This is a genomic window from Actinotalea endophytica (assembly GCF_025717005.1).
Taxonomy (GTDB): domain Bacteria; phylum Actinomycetota; class Actinomycetes; order Actinomycetales; family Cellulomonadaceae; genus Actinotalea.
The window spans coordinates 121,964-139,474 of sequence record NZ_JAOVZU010000008.1 but is presented as its reverse complement, the minus strand read 5'-3'; the positions used below and the strand labels follow the sequence as shown (position 1 = coordinate 139,474).

The following is a 17,511-nucleotide window of genomic DNA, read 5'->3' as shown; positions in this document are numbered from 1 at the left end:
GGCCGGTGCGGGCCGGCGTGGCGCGCCGGGGATCAGGGCTCGTCGACCTCGTGCATCGCGGCCTCCTCGGCGCCGGCACCGCCGCCCGCGATGCCCGCGTCGGTGGCTTCGAGGCTCGCGGTCGACTCCCCGTCGTACGCATGGCGCGCCGGGGACAGGCGGCCCGCGCGGTCCTCCCAACGGCCCGGCCCGCCCGCGACGTCGGTCTGCCAGACCTCGGGCTCCTCCTGGTCGAGTCGTTCGTCGATCGTGTCGCCGGCGATCTCGTCCACCACCGTGGTGAGGCGATGCCGCGGCCGCCGCTCCGGCGGGGCCCAACCCTCGTCCAGCAGGTCGTCCACCCCACGGTCGACCAGCGTGTCCTCCGCCGACAGCTGATCCGTGTCGCCCTCCGCCACGAGCTCGGGGTCGGGGCGCGTGCCGGGTGTGTCGCTGCTCATGCCCCCACCGTCACACCTCGGCGGCAACGGCGCACCCTGGCTGCTCAGCCGAGCACGAGCGACACCGCGACCACGACCATCACGACGCCGACCGCCACGTCGAGCACACGCCACGACCCCGGCCGCGCGAACAGCGGGCGCAGCACCCGCGCGCCGAAACCGAGCAGCGAGAACCAGACCAGGCTCCCCAGCGCGGCGCCGACGCCGAAGGCCCAGCGCGGCTCGTGCTGGGTCGAGATGCCGCCGAGCAGCACCACGGTGTCGAGGTAGACGTGCGGGTTGAGCCAGGTCAGGGCGAGCGTGGTCGCGACGACGGCGCCGAGCCGCCCGGGTCCGGTCGCCGCGGGGTCGAGGTGCTCGGCGGTCCGCGCCCGCCGGAACGCGCCGACCGCCAGCACCACGAGGAACGCGGCACCGCCCCACCGGGCGACCGCCAGCGCGACGGGCGCGGCCTGGACCAGTGCACCGAGACCGGCGACGCCCAACGCGATCAGCACCGCGTCCGAGGCGGTGCACAGTGCGACCACCACGCCGACGTGCTCCCGGCGTAGCCCCTGGCGCAGGACGAAGGCGTTCTGGGCGCCGATCACGACGATCAGGGACAGCCCGGTGAGGAACCCGGTCATCGCGGAGAGGAGCACGCGCCGAGGCTAGGGCTCACCCGGCTTGCAGACCAGCGAATGTTTCTACAGGAACATGAGATCCTCTTATCATGTTCGATCGCGCCCAGCTCGCCACCCTCGCTGCGGTCGTCCGGCACGGCAGCTTCGACGCGGCGGCGACCGCGCTGCACGTCACACCGTCAGCCGTGTCGCAGCGCATCAAGGGCCTCGAGCAGGCCGCCGGGCAGGTGCTGGTCCGGCGGGCCCGGCCGACCAGGGCCACCGACGCCGGTGCGGTCCTCGTCCGGCTCGCCGGCCAGCTCGACCTCGCCGAGCACGAGGCGCGCACCGAGCTGGGCGAGCACGGACCGGTGACGCTGGCGCTCGCCGTGAACGCCGACTCCTTGTCGACCTGGTTCCCCGCGGTGGTCGCGGCGACCGCGGACCGGGGTGTGCTGGTCGACGTGCACCGCGTGGACCAGGACCGGACGGCAGACCTGCTGCGCGACGGCACCGTGATGGCCGCGGTGAGCGCGGACCCGGCACCGGTGCAGGGCTGCAGCGCATCGCCGCTCGGGGCGATGCGGTACCGCGCGCTCGCCGCACCCGGGTTCGCCGAACGCCACCCGACCGGACCGGGCAGGTGGGCGTCGGCTCCGCTGCTGGCGTTCGACCGGCACGACACGCTTCAGGACCGCTTCCTGGCGGACCTCGGCGTGGTGGACCCGCCGGCCCGGCACCACGTGCCGTCCCAGGACGCGTTCGTCGCCGTGCTCCGGGCCGGGGTCGCGTGGGGGATGGTCCCCGAGGTGGCGGTCGCCGACGAGCTCGACTCGGGTGTGCTCGTCGACCTCGCGCCCGGACGCTCGCTGGACGTGCCGCTGCACTGGCAGCGGTGGAAGGTGGACTCGCCCGTGCTCGCGGCGCTGACGGCCGACGTGCGTGCGGCCGCCCGCTCCGCGCTGCGCTGACGAGTTTTGCCCTTGCGGGGGTGCCCGGGTACTCTTGGAGGTCGTTGTGCGTCCTTGTTGCGCCTTGGCGCGCCTCGACGCCCACCCGATCTTCGCGGACTGTCGTGAAGACCGGCACACCTCACACCGAGCGAGACGAAGGTACGACCGTGCGCACGTTCACCCCGAAGCCCGGCGACGTCGAGCGGACCTGGCACGTCATCGACGCCACCGACGTCGTGCTGGGCCGGCTGGCCTCCCAGGTCGCCACACTGCTGCGCGGCAAGCACAAGGCGACCTTCGCCCCGCACGTCGACACGGGCGACTTCGTCATCGTCATCAACGCCGAGAAGGTCGCGCTGACCGGCAACAAGCGCGACCAGAAGCTCGCCTACCGCCACTCGGGCTACCCGGGCGGTCTGCGGGCCACGCCGTACTCGACCCTGCTGGCCACCAAGCCGGAGCGGGCCATCGAGAAGGCCGTCCGCGGCATGCTGCCGAAGACGTCGCTGTCGCGGCAGCAGATGAGCAAGCTCAAGGTCTACGTCGGCTCCGAGCACCCGCACGCCGCGCAGAAGCCCCAGCCGTTCGAGATCAGCCAGGTCGCCCAGTAAGGCGCGCTCCGGCGACCACCGACCACCCCACAGCGAGGACAGCACCCGTGGCCGAGACCACCGAATTCGAGGGCGAGACGCCCACCAGCTACACCTCTGAGAGCGCCGCCCCGGCGGGCCGCGGTCAGAGCCTGACGGCGCCTGGCCAGGCGCTCGGTCGCCGCAAGGAGGCCATCGCCCGCGTGCGCCTCGTCCCGGGCACCGGCCAGTGGAAGATCAACGGCCGCACCCTCGAGCAGTACTTCCCGAACAAGGTGCACCAGCAGCTGGTGAACAGCCCGCTCGCCCTGGTCGACGTCGAGGGGCGCTTCGACGTCATCGCCCGGATCTCCGGCGGCGGCGTGAGCGGCCAGGCCGGCGCGCTGCGCCTGGGCATCGCCCGTGCGCTCAACGCGATCGACGCCGAGCACAACCGCCCGGCGCTGAAGAAGGCGGGCTTCCTCACCCGCGACCCGCGTGTGGTCGAGCGCAAGAAGGCCGGTCTGAAGAAGGCCCGCAAGGCGCCCCAGTACTCGAAGCGCTGATCGAGCACGACTCCGCACGGCCCCGATGGTCTCCATCGGGGCCGTGGTCGTACCGGCCGGTGCGCACCGCTCGGTGTGCTCCGACGCGGGCGCGTGTGGCACAGTCGTCCAGGACGAGGAGGTCAGATGGGCCGGATGTTCGGCACCGACGGGGTGCGCGGGGTCGCCAACCGGGATGTCACCGCTGAGCTCGCGCTGGACCTGTCGGTGGCGGCGGCCCACGTGCTCGCCTCACAGGGCGTGTTCGCCGGGCACCGGCCCCGGGCGGTCGTCGGCCGGGACCCCCGCGCGTCGGGCGAGTTCCTCGCCGCGGCCGTGATCGCCGGGCTCGCGAGCGCCGGCGTGGACGTCATCGACCTCGGCGTGCTGCCGACCCCCGGCGTCGCCTACCTCACCGGCGCGCTGTCCGTGGACCTCGGGGTGATGCTCTCGGCGTCGCACAACCCGATGCCGGACAACGGCATCAAGTTCTTCACGCGCGGCGGCCACAAGCTTCCCGACGAGGTCGAGGACGCGATCGAGCAACGGATCGGCGAGCCGTGGGAGCGGCCGACCGGCAGCGCGGTCGGTCGGGTGTCCAACGACCTCGGGCTGGCCGCCGATCGCTACGTCGAGCACCTGGTCTCGTCGTTGCCGGGTCGCGAGGAGGCGCTCGCGGGTCTGCGGATCGCGATCGACTGCGCGAACGGTGCGGCGAGCGAGGTCGGACCGGCCGCGCTGCGGGCCGCCGGTGCCGACGTCGTGGTGATCAACGCCTCTCCGGACGGCCGCAACATCAACGAGAAGTGCGGCTCGACGCACCCCGAGCAGCTCCAGGCCGCGGTCGTCGCGGCGGGCGCCGACCTCGGGGTCGCGCTCGACGGAGACGCGGACCGCTGCCTCGCGGTGGACCACACCGGTGCCCTGGTCGACGGCGACCAGATCATGGGGATCCTCGCGGTCTCGCTGAAGGCCCACGGCCGACTCGCGCAGGACACCCTGGTCACGACCGTGATGAGCAACCTCGGCCTCCAGCTGGCGATGTCCGACGCCGGGATCGCGACGGTGCAGACCGGCGTCGGCGACCGCTACGTGCTCGAGGAGATGCGGGCCCAGGGCTACTCGCTCGGCGGTGAGCAGTCCGGCCACGTCATCATGGCCGACCACGCGACCACTGGGGACGGCACGCTGACCGCGCTGCACCTGGCCGCGACCGTCGCGGCCGCGGGGGAGCGCCTGCGCGACCTGGCCGCGACGGTGCCGCGCCTGCCCCAGGTCCTCGTCAACGTCAGCGGCGTCGACCGCACCAGGGTCGACGACACCGAGGTGCAGGCGGCCGTCGCGGCCGTCGAGGCCGAGCTGGGCCGGTCGGGCCGCGTGCTGCTGCGGCCGTCCGGCACCGAGCCGCTCGTGCGGGTGATGGTCGAGGCCGCAGTGCTGAACGAGGCCGAACGGCTCGCGGACCACCTCGCGGGCATCGTGCGTGACAGGCTCGCCCTGTAGCCCACGACGGCTGGGTTGCCTCGACACCCGCGCGGTCCCGTCGACCGTGACGCCTCGACGACTGGGGAGGACCAGATGAGCGTGAGCACCATGGCGGACCAGGTCGAGGCGCTGCTGGCCGGACCGCGGCCGCTTCCCATCGTGCAGGCGGGCCGGCCCGTGCTGCGGCAGGTCGCGACGCCCTACGACGGGCAGCTCAGCGACCTGCTGCTCGCCGAGCTCATCGAGGCGATGCGCGACACCATGCACGCCGCGCCGGGTGTGGGGCTGGCAGCTCCGCAGGTCGGCCTGGGTCTCGCGCTCGCCGTGCTCGAGGACGACTGGGGCGACGAGCCCGACCCGGACGACCCGCGCGAGCATGCGACGGTGCCGTTCCGCGTGATCATCAACCCGCACTACGAGCCGGTGGGCACCGAGCGGGTCGCGTTCTACGAGGGGTGCCTCTCGGTCAAGGGCTATGCAGCCGTGACGCCCCGGTGGCGCAGCGTGCGACTGACAGGTCACGACGAGACCGGTGCCGCGCTCGACGAGGTCCTGACCGGCTGGCCGGCCCGGATCGTGCAGCACGAGACCGATCACCTCCGCGGTCGGCTCTACCTGGACGGAGCCGAGCTCCGCTCGCTGCTCTCGCCCGAGGAGGCGGCCCGCTACGCCGTCGACCCGACCCCGGCCCGCGCCGCCGCCGAGCTCGGGTTCGCCCTGCCCTGACGCGTCCCGGGCGGTGAGCACGGGCGCTCGCCGCTTGTCATCCTGCGAGTGGATGCGCGTGACCCGGCGGGGCGGCACCATGTCCCCGGGCAGAGATCAGGGGAGTCCCTGATCCTGCACCGTGGCGCCGGGCCGTACGGTGAGGCTCCTGAGCGAAGGAGTTGGTGCGGTGTCCTGGGTGACCTCGATCGCCGACTGGGTGCAGAACATCGCGGACTCCCCGTGGGTCTATGTCGCCGAGTACGCCCTCGCGGTGATCGACGGCTTCTTCCCGCCGGTGCCGAGCGAGACCGTGGTCATCGCGCTCGCCTCCCTCGCGGTCTCCCACCAGGGGCCCCAGCTGTGGGCCGTGGCCCTCGCCGCGGCGCTCGGGGCGTTCACCGGTGACCAGATCGCGTACAGCATCGGCAAGCGCGCGGACCTGCGCGGCAGGTCGTTCCTGCGCGGCCGGCGGGTCCAGGAAGCCATGAGCTGGGCCGAGCGGGCGCTGGGCGAGCGCGGAGCGGTCTTCATCCTCGCCGCGCGCTACATCCCGGTGGGGCGCGTCGCGGTGAACATGACCGCCGGGGGACTCGGCTACCCCCGCGCCCGGTTCACCGCCCTCGTGGGGATCGCGGCGGTCACCTGGGCCGGGTACACGGTGGCCATCGGCTCGGCCGCCGGGCACCTGTTCATCAACTCGCCGTGGATCGGCGTGATGGTCGGGGTCGCCGGCGGCGTTCTGATGGGGATGGCGCTCGACCCGGCACTGAGCCGGCTGGGCCGCCGGATGGGCTGGACCGCGCTGGCCAGCAGGCCCGGCGACGAGCCGGAGGCCGACGCGGACGCCGAGGCGGATGCCGACGCGGAGCCGGACGCCGAGTCGGCCGGGACCCGGGACGACGAGGCCTGATCAGAGGCGTGCGGAGCCGGGCCCGCGACGACGAAGCGTGATCAGAGCTTGCGCAGGCGGACCCGCTGGACGGCGTGGTCGGGCCCCTTGCGCAGTACGAGGGTGGCGCGGCCCCGGGTCGGCAGGATGTTCTCGACGAGGTTCGGGGCGTTGATCGAGTCCCAGATCTCCTGGGCGCGCACGACGGCCTGGACGTCGTCCAGCGACGCGTACCGGTGGAAGTAGGAGTCCGGCCTGGCGAACGCCGTGTGCCTCAGGGACAGGAACCGGTCCACGTACCAGCGCCGCACGTCCGTGGCGCGCGCGTCGACGTAGATCGAGAAGTCGAAGAAGTCGCTCACCGCGAGGCTCGACTGGCCGGCCGCGGTCGACCTGGCGGGCTGCAGCACGTTGAGCCCCTCGACGATCAGCACGTCGGGTCGGCGGACCACCACGGCGTCGTCCGGCACGATGTCGTACGAGTGGTGCGAGTACACGGGGGCGCGCACCTCGGCGCTGCCGGCCTTGACCGCGGCGAGGAACTGCAGCAGTGCGCGACGGTCGTAGGACTCCGGGAAGCCCTTGCGGTCCATCAGACCGCGACGTTCGAGCTCGTGGTTGGGCAGCAGGAAGCCGTCGGTCGTGATGAGCTCGACCCGCGGGGTCTCCGGCCAGCGGGCCATGAGCTCGCGCAGCACGCGGGCGGTGGTCGACTTGCCGACCGCGACCGACCCGGCGATCCCGATCACGTACGGGGTCCGACCCGCGTACTCGCCGAGGAACGTCGAGGACGCCGAGTGCAGCCGCCCGGTCGCCTCGACGTACAGGGCGAGCAGTCGCGACAGCGGCCGGTAGATCGCATCGACCTCGGCAAGGTCGATCGGGTCACCGAGGCCGCGCAGGCGCAGGACGTCGGTGTCGGTCAGCGGCAGCGGCGTGCTCGCCGACAGGCGGCTCCACTGGCCCCGGTCCAGATCCACGTACGGCGTGGGGAACTCGGGTGCGGCCACGGGGGCCAGTCTGCCCGATCGGAGCCGCCGGTGGTCCCGGGTCCCGTCCCGTGGCCGCCGAGCGCCCGCGGATAGACTCCCCGCCATGTGCGGAATCGTGGGATATGTCGGTCCCCAGACGCCGGGGCCGCGGCCCCTCGAGGTCGTCATGGGTGGTCTCGCTCGACTCGAGTACCGCGGGTACGACTCCGCCGGGGTCGCGCTGGTGACGCCGCAGGGTCTGGTGAGCGCGAAGCGGGCGGGAAAGCTCGGGGTGCTCGCCGCCGACCTCGAGGCCGCGCCGCTCCCACCCGCGACCGCCGCGATCGGCCACACCAGGTGGGCCACGCACGGCGCCCCGACCGACAGCAACGCGCACCCGCACCTGTCGGAGGACGGCACGGTCGCCGTGATCCACAACGGGATCATCGAGAACTTCATCCAGCTGCGCGCGGAGCTGGCTGCCGACGGCGTCGCCTTCTCGAGCGACACCGACACCGAGACCGTCGCGCACCTGCTCGCGCGGGCCTACGACGGCGACCTCACCACCGCGATGCGGACCGTCGCGAAGCGGCTGCAGGGCACCTTCACGCTGCTCGCGGTGCACGCCGACGCGCCGGACACGGTCGTCGGCACGCGCCACGACTCGCCGCTGGTCGTCGGGCTGGGCGAGGGCGAGAACTTCCTCGGCTCGGACGTGGCCGCCTTCATCGCGCACACCCGTGAGGCGGTCGAGCTCGGTCAGGACCAGGTCGTGACCCTCACCCCCGACGGCGTCGAGGTCGTGGACTTCGACGGCAACCCGGTCGCGCCCAAGCGCTACACCGTCGACTGGGACGCGTCCGCCGCCGAGAAGGGCGGGTTCGCCTCCTTCATGGACAAGGAGATCCACGACCAGCCGCATGCGGTCGCGGACACCCTGCTCGGTCGTACCGACGCCGCCGGGCACCTGGTGCTCGACGAGATCCGGGTCGACGAGACCGTGCTGCGCCAGATCGACAAGATCATCGTCATCGCGTGCGGCACGGCCGCGTACGCGGGGCAGGTTGCGAAGTACGCGATCGAGCACTGGTGCCGGATCCCGGTCGAGGTCGAGCTCGCGCACGAGTTCCGCTACCGGGACCCGGTCGTGAACGCCAAGACGCTCGTCGTCGCGGTCTCGCAGTCCGGCGAGACGATGGACACCCTCATGGCGGTCCGCCACGCGCGCGAGCAGGGCGCCACCGTCCTCGCGATCGTGAACACGCACGGCTCGACGATCCCCCGCGAGTCCGACGCCGTGCTCTACACGCACGCGGGGCCCGAGGTCGCCGTCGCGTCGACCAAGGCCTTCCTGGCCCAGATCACCGCGGCGTACCTGCTCGGCCTGTACCTGGCGCAGCTGCGCGGCACGAAGTTCCCGGACGAGATCGCCGAGATCCTCGACGACCTCCGGGAGATCCCCGCGAAGGTCCAGCAGGTGCTGGACGAGGCCGGACCGGTCCGCGAGGCCGCCGTCGAGATGAAGGACGTCCCGTCGGTGCTCTTCCTGGGCCGGCACGTCGGCTACCCGGTCGCGATGGAGGGCGCGCTCAAGCTGAAGGAGATCGCCTACCTGCACGCCGAGGGCTTCGCCGCGGGCGAGCTGAAGCACGGCCCGATCGCACTGATCGAGGACGGCCAGCCGGTGTTCGTCATCGTGCCGAGCCCGCGCGGCCGCGACTCGCTGCACTCGAAGGTGGTCTCGAACATCCAGGAGATCCGGGCGCGCGGCGCCCGGCCGCTGGTGATCGCGGAAGAGGGCGACACGGACGTGCTGCCGTTCGCCGACCGGGTGTTCTTCGTGCCGAAGACCGCGTCGCTGCTCGCCCCGCTGGTCGCCGTGGTGCCGCTGCAGATCTTCGCGTGCGCGCTCGCGGCGGCCAAGGGCCTGGACGTCGACCAGCCGCGCAACCTCGCGAAGTCCGTGACGGTCGAGTAGACGCCTCGGGACGGACGGCAGAGCCCGGCCGGGCGCGGCTGCTCAGGGGGCCCTGGCCGGCGCTGCCGACCGTCCGGACCGATGCCCGGATCGCCCCGAGCACCCCGTTCGTCCTGCGCCGAACGGGGTAGTGCCCTGCCGCCACCCGAGCGTCCCCCGCTACCGTTCCGGTAGTCCGATCGGATGAGCGGGGGCTCGGATGAACGAACTCGATCTCGCGGCGCGGCACGCGTCGCGACGGGACCCCGCCCCGCGCCGGGCCGAGCCTCGCGGGTCGGCACCATGGACCCCCGGCAGTCTGCCCGCGGCGTTGGCCACCCGGTGGGGAGTGCCGGAGAAGCCTCTTGTCGGGCGGCCCCGGCGCGACGAGACGGCGCCGCCCCTCGTGCCGGCCGGGCGCTTCGCCCTGCTCACCGGTGTCAGGGACGTGATCGCCGCGTACGCCGGGACGGACGTCGGCGCGCCGGCATCCGTCGCGGCCTGGCGGCTGCCGACCACGCCGGGTCGGCCGTCGTGGTCGCCGACCTCGACCGGCTCGGCCGGCGACCGCCTCGCGTTCGTACCGGCGCAGCGGTCGCCCGTGCCCGCTGCAGGTCGCGCGTCCACGGGTGCCGCCGTGCTCGGCACGCTCGCGCTCATGGCCGGGATGCTGGGTCTCGCGCCCGTGGCGGTGGTGCTCGGGCACGTCGGGCTGCGACAGGCGCGGATCACTGGGACGGGGCGGGCCCGGGCCGTGGCCGCCCTCGTCCTCGGCTACCTGGTCCTCGTCGGCGGCGTGGTCTGGTTCGCGTTCGAGGTCGCGCCAGGGATGATCGCGCCGCTGCTGTGACCCGGCCGCCGTAGGGTGGGCGCATGATCGTCGGGGTCGGGATCGACGTGGTCGACGTCGCGCGCTTCATGGCGACCCTGGAACGCTCACCCGGGTTGCGCGAGCGGCTGTTCACCGCTGCCGAGCGCGACCTGCCGGCGTCGTCGCTCGCGGCGCGGTTCGCCGCGAAGGAGGCGATCGCGAAGGCGCTCGGCGCGCCCGGCACCATGAGCTGGCAGGACGCCACGGTGCACCGCGTGATCGGCGGTCCGCCCGAGGTCGAGATCACCGGCACGGTCGCGGCGCGCGCCGCCGAGCTGGGCGTCGACCGGTTCCACCTGTCCATCTCGCACGACGCCGGGATCGCCTCGGCGATGGTCGTGGCCGAGCGGGACTGACCCGCACGGCCCCGCGAGCGCGCGGACGGCTTGGTACGGGGCAGCCCGCGCGCCCTGCTCAGCCGCGCAGCGCCGGCGCCACCTCGCGCTCGAACAGCTCGATGCCGGAGCGGTCGTACGCGGCCTCCGAGAAGTAGGTGATCGCATAGGTCATCCCGAGGCCCTCGAGCTCACGGAGCTTGTCGACGATCTGCTGCGGTGTGCCGACCAGCGGGCCGCCTCGGAACTCCGCGGCGATCTGCTCGGCCTTGTCCGGCAGCACGCGGGCGTAGCGGTCCTGGATCGCGGCGATCCGGTCGTCCACCTCGGCCTCGGTCGCGCCGATCACGACGTTGTAGTTGGCCGAGCGCACGACCGAGCCGAAGTCCCGGCCCAGGGTCTCGCAGTGCCCGCGCAGCACCTCCGACTTGCGCGCGAAGGTCTCCGGGTCGCCGGCGATGTTCGCGTACTGCGCCGAGCGCGCCACGTACTTGAGCGTGCGCTTCTCGCCGCCACCGGCGATCCACAGCGGGATGCCGCCCTCTTGCAGCGGCTGCGGGAACACCCGGGCGCCGTCGACCTGGTAGTAGCGGCCGTCGAGCGTCGCGTACCCGGTGCGCCACGCCTGCTCCATGATCTGCACGCCCTCGTCGAGCATGCCCAGCCGGTCGCCGACGGCGGGGAAGCCGTAGCCGTAGGCGTCCCACTCGTGCTCGTACCACCCGGCTCCGATGCCCATCTCGATCCGACCGCCCGAGATCAGGTCCACGGTCGCGGCGACCTTCGCGAGGTAGGCGGGGTTGCGGTAGCCCATGCAGGTGCACATCTGGCCCAGGCGGACCCGGCTGGTCGACGCGGCCAGCGCCGCCATCAGCGTCCAGGCCTCATGGGTGGCCTCCTCGCTGGGTTCGGGAACGGTGTGGAAGTGGTCGTAGACCCAGACGGACTCGAAGACGTCGCCGTCATCGGCGTGCTTCGCGAGCCCGTGCATCACCTGCCACTGCTCCGCGGGGTCGATGCCGACGAGGTCCATCCGCCAGCCCTGAGGGATGAAGAGTCCGAATCGCATGACGCCAACCTATGCCCGGGCGTGGGGACGGTCGCGGCGTCCGGGTTCCGGCGTTCCGGCGTTCAGGCCGGGTCGTACCCGAGGTTCGGGGCGAGCCAGCGCTCGGCCTCGGCGAGCGTCCAGCCCTTGCGCTCGGCGTAGTCCGCCACCTGGTCGCGGCCCAGTCGCCCGACCGCGAGGTAGCGGGCGTCCGGGTGCGCGAGGTACAGCCCGGAGACCGACGACGCGGGGGTCATCGCGTAGGAGTCGGTGAGCTGGATGCCGACCTCGGCCAGGTTCAGCAGCGCGTCGAGGGTGTGCTTCTCGGTGTGGTCCGGCTGCGCCGGGTAGCCCGGCGCGGGGCGGATGCCCTGGTAGCGCTCGCGGATCAGGTCGGTGACCGGCAGCGCCTCGTCGGCGGCGTACCCCCACAGGCGGGTGCGAACCTCGCGGTGCGCCCACTCGGCGAACGCCTCGGCCAGGCGGTCGCCGATCGCCTTGACCAGGATCGCGGTGTAGTCGTCGTGCTTCGCCTCGTGGCGGGCGGCGAGCTCGTCCGCACCGTGGATCGTGACCGCGAACGCCCCGAGGTGGTCGCCCTGCCCGGCCACGTAGTCGGCCAGCGCGAGGTACTCGCCGGACCGTTCGCGCTGCTGGCGCAGGGTGTGCAGGGTCGCGACCGTCTCGGCCGTCCCGTCCGGGCCCGCGCGAAGCACGTCGATGTCGTCGCCGCGCCGGGCGGCGGGCCACACTCCCACGACGCCCTCGGCGCGCAGCGAGCCCTCGGCGATCACCTCGTCGAGGAGCCGCTGGGCATCCGCGAACAGCGACCGGGCGTGCTCGCCCTGGCGGGGGTCGTCGAGGATCTGCGGGTAGGAGCCGCGCAGCTCCCAGGCCGTGAACAGCGGGGTCCAGTCGATCACCTCGACCAGCTCGGCGAGGTCGGGGCGCAGCAGGTGCCGACCCGGCTTGCGGGGTGCGGGGACGGGCAGCCCGGTGAGCCGGTGGCCGCGTTCGCGGGCCTCGGCCAGCGGCACCAGGACGTGGTCCTTCTCGGCGTGCCGCGCGCGCACGCCGTCGTACTGCTCGCGGACCCGGACGGCGATCTCCGCGGGGCGCGCCAGCAGGTCGGCGACCACACCGACCGCGCGCGACGCGTCCGGCACGTGCACCACGGTGCCGGCGTACGCGGGGTCGATCTTCACCGCGGTGTGCGCGGTGCTCGTGGTCGCGCCGCCGATCAGCAGCGGGGTTGTCAGGCCGCGCCGGGTCATCTCGCCGGCCAGGGCGACCATCTCGTGCAGCGACGGCGTGATCAGCCCGGAGACCCCGATGACGTCGGCGTCGAGCTCGGCGGCGGTGGCGAGGATCCGCTCGGACGGCACCATGACGCCCAGGTCGTGCACGACGTAGCCGTTGCAGCCCAGCACGACGCCCACGATGTTCTTGCCGATGTCGTGCACGTCGCCCTTGACGGTGGCCAGCACCACGGTGCCCTTGCCGGTCGATGCCTGGCCGGCCGCCTCGGCGGCGGCCTGCTCGGCCTCGATGTACGGCGTGAGGTGCGCGACCGCGGCCTTCATCACCCGCGCGGACTTCACCACCTGCGGCAGGAACATCTTCCCGGCGCCGAACAGGTCGCCGACCACACCCATGCCGTCCATCAGCGGGCCCTCGATGACGCCGAGCGGCGAGCCGAGCTCCTGGTACGCCTCCTCGGCGTCGGCCACGACGTGCTCGACGATCCCGTGCACCAGTGCGTGGCGCAGCCGGTCGGTGACCGGCAGCTCGCGCCAGGCCTCGGTGCGGGCTTCGGCCGCCTGTTGGCCGGCGTAGCTCCCGGCGAGCGCGATCAGCCGCTCCGTGGCGTCCGAGCGGCGGGCCAGGATGACGTCCTCGACGGCCTCGCGCAGCTCCGGGTCGAGGTCGGCGTCGACCGTGAGCATGCCGGCGTTGACGATCCCCATGTCCAGGCCGGCCGCGATCGCGTGGGACAGGAACACCGCGTGCATCGCCTCGCGCACCACGTTGTTGCCGCGGAAGGCGAAGCTGACGTTGGAGATGCCGCCGCTGGTCAGCGCGCCCGGCAGGTTCGCCTTGATCCAGCGCACGGCCTCGATGAAGTCGCGCGCGTACGTGTCGTGCTCCTCGATGCCGGTGGCCACCGTCAGCACGTTCGGGTCGAAGATGATGTCGTGCGGCGGGAAGCCGACCTCGTCCACCAGCAGCCGGTAGGCCCGCTCGCAGACCGCGATCCTGCGCTCGTAGCTGTCGGCCTGGCCCGCCTCGTCGAACGCCATCACGACCGCGGCCGCGCCGTAGCGGCGCACGGTTCGGGCCCGCTCGAGGAACGCGGCCTCGCCGTCCTTGAGGGACAGCGAGTTGACCACGCCCTTGCCCTGCAGGTGACGCAGGCCCGCCTCCAGCACGGTCCAGTCCGACGAGTCGACCATCACCGGCACGCGCGCGATGTCCGGCTCGGCGGCGAGCAGGTCCAGGAACCGGGCCATCGTGGCCGGGCCGTCGAGCATGCCCTCGTCGACGTTGACGTCGATCATCTGCGCGCCACCGGCGACCTGCTGCGCGGCGATCGCGACCGCGGCCTCGTCGTCGCCCTCGAGGATCGCGCGGCGGAACCGTGGCGAGCCGGTCACGTTGGTGCGCTCGCCGACGTTGATGAACCCGACCTCAGGCGTGAGGTCGAGCAGCTCGAGGCCGGTGAGCCGGAGCCGGTCCGGGGCCCGCCGCGGGGCGCGTGGCGCGACGCCCTCCACCGCGGCGACGAACGCGGCGATGTGCTCCGGTGTCGTGCCGCAGCACCCGCCGACCACGTTGAGCAGGCCCTCGCGGGCGAAGCCGCCGAGCACCGTCGCCATCTGCTCCGGGGTCTCGTCGTACTCGCCGAACGCGTTCGGCAGGCCCGCGTTGGGGTGCGTCGAGACGAGGGCGCCGGTGGTCTCGGAGATCTCCCGCAGGTAGGGGTGCATCGGCTCGGGGCCGAGCGCGCAGTTGAGACCCACGCTGAACAGGTCGGCGTGCTCGGTGGAGACCACGAACGCCTCGGGGGTCTGGCCGGACAGGGTGCGGCCGCTCGCGTCGGTGATCGTGCCGGAGAGCATGATCGGCACGCGCCGGCCGGTCGCGACGAACGCCTGCTCGCAGGCCTCCAGCGCCGCCTTGGCGTTGAGCGTGTCGAAGACCGTCTCGACCAGGAGCAGCTCGACCCCGCCGTCCAGCAGCGCGGTGACCTGCTCCAGGTAGGCGGCGGCGAGGTCGTCGTAGGTGACGTTGCGGAAGCCCGGGCGCTCGACGTCGGGGGACAGCGACGCCGTGCGGTTGGTCGGGCCCACCGAGCCGGCCACCCAACGGTGCTTGCCGTCCGCGGCCTCGGCCATGTCCGCCGCCTCGCGGGCCAGCTGAGCGCCCGTGAGGTTCATCCGGCGCACCAGCGCCTGGGTGCCGTAGTCGGCCTGCGAGATCGCCTGGGCGTTGAACGTGTTCGTCTTGAGGATGTCCGCGCCGGCCGCGGCGTACTCGGCGTGGATCGCCAGGAGGATGTCGGGCCGGGTCAGCTGGATCAGGTCGAAGTTGCCCGCGTAGCTGCGCTCGGGGTCGTCCCCCTCGAACCGGAAGTCGGCCTCCGTGAGGTTCGCGTGCTGCAGCGCGGTCCCGTAGGCGCCGTCGAGCACGAGGATCCGCTGTGCGGCGGCCTCACGAAGGTCCTGCATGCCGCTCACCTCGTCTCCTGCGGCTCGTCGCCCGGGCAGGGGGCCGTCCCATGGTACGGAGGGCACGCCCCTGCGCGGGGCCGCGCGCGGTGCGTGAGACGGGTCCGGCGGGCCGGTGCCGGCGGCGGCGTCGGCGCGAACGCGGGAGCTGGGTGCGCGTCACCTGCGCCGGTGGCTCCGGCGGTCCAGGATGGGACGCGTGATCGAGGCCTACACCGCTGCCGACGTACGTTCCGCCGAGGAGCCGCTGCTCGCCGCCGAGCGCGGCTTCCACGGCGGTCTCATGCACCGCGCCGCGACCGCGCTCGCCGGCGTGGTCCGCGAAGAGCTCGCGGCGCGCGCCGAACCGGTCGTGGGCTCGACCGTGGTCGCCCTGGTCGGGCGGGGCAACAACGGCGGCGACGCGCTGCACGCCATGGCGGTGCTCGCCGGGCGCGGGGCGGACGTGACCGCCCTGGCGCTCGGGCCGCTGCACGAGGGCGGCCTGGTCGCACTGCGCACCGCAGGCGGCCGCGTGCTCGCCGTGGCCGACGACGCCCCGGGCACGCCGGTCTGGGTCGGTGACGCGGTCGCCGAGGCCTTCGCAGCCGACGTGCTGCTGGACGGCCTGCTCGGGATCGGTGGTCGAGGTGGGCTGCGGGAGCCGGCCGCATCGCTCGTGGAGCTGCTCGACCCGCTGCTCGCCGAGGCCGGGGACGCGGGCCCGACGGTCGTCGCGGTCGACCTGCCGAGCGGCATCGGCGTCGACGACGGCACGGTGCCCGGCCCGGTGCTGCCGGCCGACCGCACGGTGACGTTCGGGGTGCCCAAGCCGGGTCTCCTCCTGCCGCCGGCGGCGCCCCTGGCCGGCGTGCTCAGCGTGGTGGACCTGGCCCTCACGGACGTCCTGGTCCAGCACGGTGCGCGGCCGGCCGTGCTGCGGGTCGAACGACCGGACCTCGTGGTGGGGTGGCCCCGGCCCGCGCTGGACGACCACAAGTACTCCCGCGGGGTGCTCGGGGTGCTCGCCGGCTCCGCGGAGTACCCGGGTGCGGCCGTGCTCACCGTCGCGGGCGCACAGGGCGGCGGCGTCGGCATGGTGCGTTACGTCGGCCCGCCGGACGTGACGCACACCGTGCTCGCCGCACACCCGGAGGTCGTGGCCGGCGACGGCCGGGTGCAGGCCTGGGTGATCGGTCCGGGTCTCGCGGGCGAGCGGCTCGGGGTGGCTCGGGAGCGTCTCGCCGCGGTGCTCCGCGACGGTGCACCGGTGGTCGTCGACGCGGGCGCACTCGACCTGCTGCCCGAGCGGGCGGAGTCCGCGGTCCTGACGCCGCACGCCGGAGAGCTCGCGGCCCTGCTCCGCGGCCGAGGCGCCGACGTCGCGCGGGAGGACGTCGAGGCCGAGCCGCTGCGCTGGGCCCGCGAGGCGCACGCGCGCACCGGCTCGACCGTCCTGCTCAAGGGCGCGGTCACGCTGGTCGTCGCCGCCGAGGCGGTCTACGCCCAGGGCGATGCGACCCCGTGGCTCGCGACGGCGGGGGCCGGGGACGTGCTCGCCGGCCTGCTCGGTGCGTTGCTCGCGACGCTGGCCGCGCAGGCTCCGGGAGAGTCGCTGCTCCCGGACGAGCTGGCCCGCGCCGCAGCGATGGCGGCGTCCGTGCACGGTCGCGCCGCGGTGGCCGCATCGGGCGGCGGCCCGGTGACCGCGTCGCGCGTGGCGTCGGCGGTCCCGGCCGTGCTCGCCGGGCTGCTCGGATGACCGCGCCCGCCGACGGGGCGGACCTCGACGCCGAGCTGCTCGCGCGGGCCGCGGTGCTCGCCGGTGGCGGCCGGACCCTGCTCGGGATCGCCGGTCCGCCCGGCGCCGGCAAGTCCACACTGGCCCATGCGGTCGTCGCTGCGCTCGGCGGCCGCGCGGTGCTCGTGCCGATGGACGGCTTCCACCTGGCCCAGGCCGAGCTCGAACGGCTCGGCCGCGCGGACCGCAAGGGGGCGCCCGACACGTTCGACGCCGAGGGGTTCGTCGCGCTGCTCACCCGCCTCGGCGGGCAGCGGCCGGACGACCCGGTCGTGTACGCCCCGCGCTTCGACCGGCTGCTCGAGGAGGCGATCGCCGGCGCGATCCCGGTGCCGGGCGACGTCCCGCTGGTGGTGGTCGAGGGCAACTACCTGCTGCACGACGACGGGGCCTGGGGCAAGGTCGCGTCGCTGTTGGACGAGACCTGGTACCTCGAGCTCGACGACGAGGTCCGGGTCGAGCGGCTGGTCGCCCGGCACGTCGCGCACGGGCGCAGCCCGGCGGCGGCCCGCGAGTGGGTGCTGCGCTCGGACGAGGCCAACGCCCGGCTGGTCGCGGCCGGCCGGGGTCGGGCGAGCCGCGTCGTGCGGCGGTGACGCGCAGGCTGCGATGGAGAGTCGTGCGGCGGTG

16 protein-coding genes are annotated in these 17,511 nt (G+C 73.8%); 11 read left to right on the top strand and 5 right to left on the bottom strand.

Going from position 1 to position 17,511, the window contains the following annotated elements; translation table 11 throughout:
• Nucleotides 1-32: 32 nt before the first annotated feature.
• Together OEB99_RS14550 and OEB99_RS14545 are read right to left on the bottom strand one after the other, a co-directional pair.
• Entirely contained in the window at nt 33-440 is a 408-nt protein-coding gene (locus tag OEB99_RS14550) for a DUF5709 domain-containing protein (protein ID WP_263578003.1), read from the bottom strand.
• 44 nt (nt 441-484) lie between these two features.
• Nucleotides 485-1,066 carry a LysE/ArgO family amino acid transporter gene (locus OEB99_RS14545; protein WP_411910699.1) on the bottom strand — a complete coding sequence of 194 codons (582 nt, stop codon included), beginning with the start codon at nt 1,064-1,066 and terminating at the stop codon, nt 485-487.
• Between the two features lie 86 nt (nt 1,067-1,152).
• On the opposite strand from OEB99_RS14545, the gene OEB99_RS14540 reads away from it, so the two are divergent.
• The 6 genes from OEB99_RS14540 (at nt 1,153) to OEB99_RS14515 (ending at nt 6,212) form a co-directional block, all read left to right on the top strand.
• Nucleotides 1,153-2,013, top strand: coding sequence for a LysR family transcriptional regulator ArgP (locus tag OEB99_RS14540; protein ID WP_263578001.1), 861 nt, complete (start codon nt 1,153-1,155; stop codon nt 2,011-2,013).
• A 149-nt stretch (nt 2,014-2,162) separates the two neighbouring features.
• Entirely contained in the window at nt 2,163-2,606 is a 444-nt protein-coding gene (rplM, locus tag OEB99_RS14535) for a 50S ribosomal protein L13 (protein ID WP_263578000.1), read from the top strand.
• A gap of 47 nt (nt 2,607-2,653) precedes the next feature.
• Nucleotides 2,654-3,130: a 30S ribosomal protein S9 gene (gene rpsI / locus OEB99_RS14530; RefSeq protein WP_263577999.1), complete on the top strand. Its 477-nt coding sequence runs from the start codon at nt 2,654-2,656 to the stop codon at nt 3,128-3,130.
• A gap of 126 nt (nt 3,131-3,256) precedes the next feature.
• Complete coding sequence (gene glmM / locus OEB99_RS14525; RefSeq protein ID WP_263577998.1) at nt 3,257-4,612, top strand: phosphoglucosamine mutase; 1,356 nt, start codon at nt 3,257-3,259, stop codon at nt 4,610-4,612.
• A gap of 75 nt (nt 4,613-4,687) precedes the next feature.
• Nucleotides 4,688-5,320: a peptide deformylase gene (locus OEB99_RS14520; RefSeq protein ID WP_263577997.1), complete on the top strand. Its 633-nt coding sequence runs from the start codon at nt 4,688-4,690 to the stop codon at nt 5,318-5,320.
• 169 nt (nt 5,321-5,489) lie between these two features.
• Nucleotides 5,490-6,212 carry a DedA family protein gene (locus tag OEB99_RS14515; protein ID WP_263577996.1) on the top strand — a complete coding sequence of 241 codons (723 nt, stop codon included), beginning with the start codon at nt 5,490-5,492 and terminating at the stop codon, nt 6,210-6,212.
• A 41-nt stretch (nt 6,213-6,253) separates the two neighbouring features.
• Here OEB99_RS14515 and coaA read toward each other — a convergent pair whose 3' ends face one another.
• Entirely contained in the window at nt 6,254-7,288 is a 1,035-nt protein-coding gene (coaA, locus tag OEB99_RS14510; RefSeq protein ID WP_263577995.1) for a type I pantothenate kinase, read from the bottom strand.
• Between coaA and glmS the strand changes: the two genes are divergently transcribed.
• The 3 genes from glmS (at nt 7,287) to OEB99_RS14495 (ending at nt 10,346) form a co-directional block, all read left to right on the top strand.
• Complete coding sequence (gene glmS, locus OEB99_RS14505; RefSeq protein ID WP_263577994.1) at nt 7,287-9,140, top strand: glutamine--fructose-6-phosphate transaminase (isomerizing); 1,854 nt, start codon at nt 7,287-7,289, stop codon at nt 9,138-9,140. The genes coaA and glmS overlap by 2 nt on opposite strands.
• A 328-nt stretch (nt 9,141-9,468) precedes the next feature.
• Nucleotides 9,469-9,969, top strand: a complete 501-nt coding sequence (locus OEB99_RS14500) for a DUF4190 domain-containing protein (protein ID WP_263577993.1) — start codon at nt 9,469-9,471, stop codon at nt 9,967-9,969.
• 23 nt (nt 9,970-9,992) lie between these two features.
• Nucleotides 9,993-10,346 (top strand): holo-ACP synthase, encoded by a 354-nt coding sequence (locus tag OEB99_RS14495; RefSeq protein WP_263577992.1) that lies wholly within the window; start codon nt 9,993-9,995, stop codon nt 10,344-10,346.
• 58 nt (nt 10,347-10,404) lie between these two features.
• Here OEB99_RS14495 and OEB99_RS14490 read toward each other — a convergent pair whose 3' ends face one another.
• Nucleotides 10,405-11,394, bottom strand: coding sequence for an LLM class F420-dependent oxidoreductase (locus OEB99_RS14490; protein ID WP_263577991.1), 990 nt, complete (start codon nt 11,392-11,394; stop codon nt 10,405-10,407).
• Between the two features lie 62 nt (nt 11,395-11,456).
• Entirely contained in the window at nt 11,457-15,101 is a 3,645-nt protein-coding gene (gene metH / locus OEB99_RS14485) for a methionine synthase (protein WP_263577990.1), read from the bottom strand.
• Between the two features lie 190 nt (nt 15,102-15,291).
• Between metH and OEB99_RS14480 the strand changes: the two genes are divergently transcribed.
• The gene (locus OEB99_RS14480; RefSeq protein WP_263577989.1) at nt 15,292-16,842 is read left to right on the top strand and encodes a bifunctional ADP-dependent NAD(P)H-hydrate dehydratase/NAD(P)H-hydrate epimerase; all 1,551 of its coding nucleotides are present in this window, start codon (nt 15,292-15,294) and stop codon (nt 16,840-16,842) included.
• Nucleotides 16,839-17,477, top strand: a complete 639-nt coding sequence (locus tag OEB99_RS14475; protein WP_263577988.1) for a nucleoside/nucleotide kinase family protein — start codon at nt 16,839-16,841, stop codon at nt 17,475-17,477. Before OEB99_RS14480 ends, OEB99_RS14475 begins: the two co-directional genes overlap by 4 nt.
• Nucleotides 17,478-17,511 lie beyond the last annotated feature (34 nt).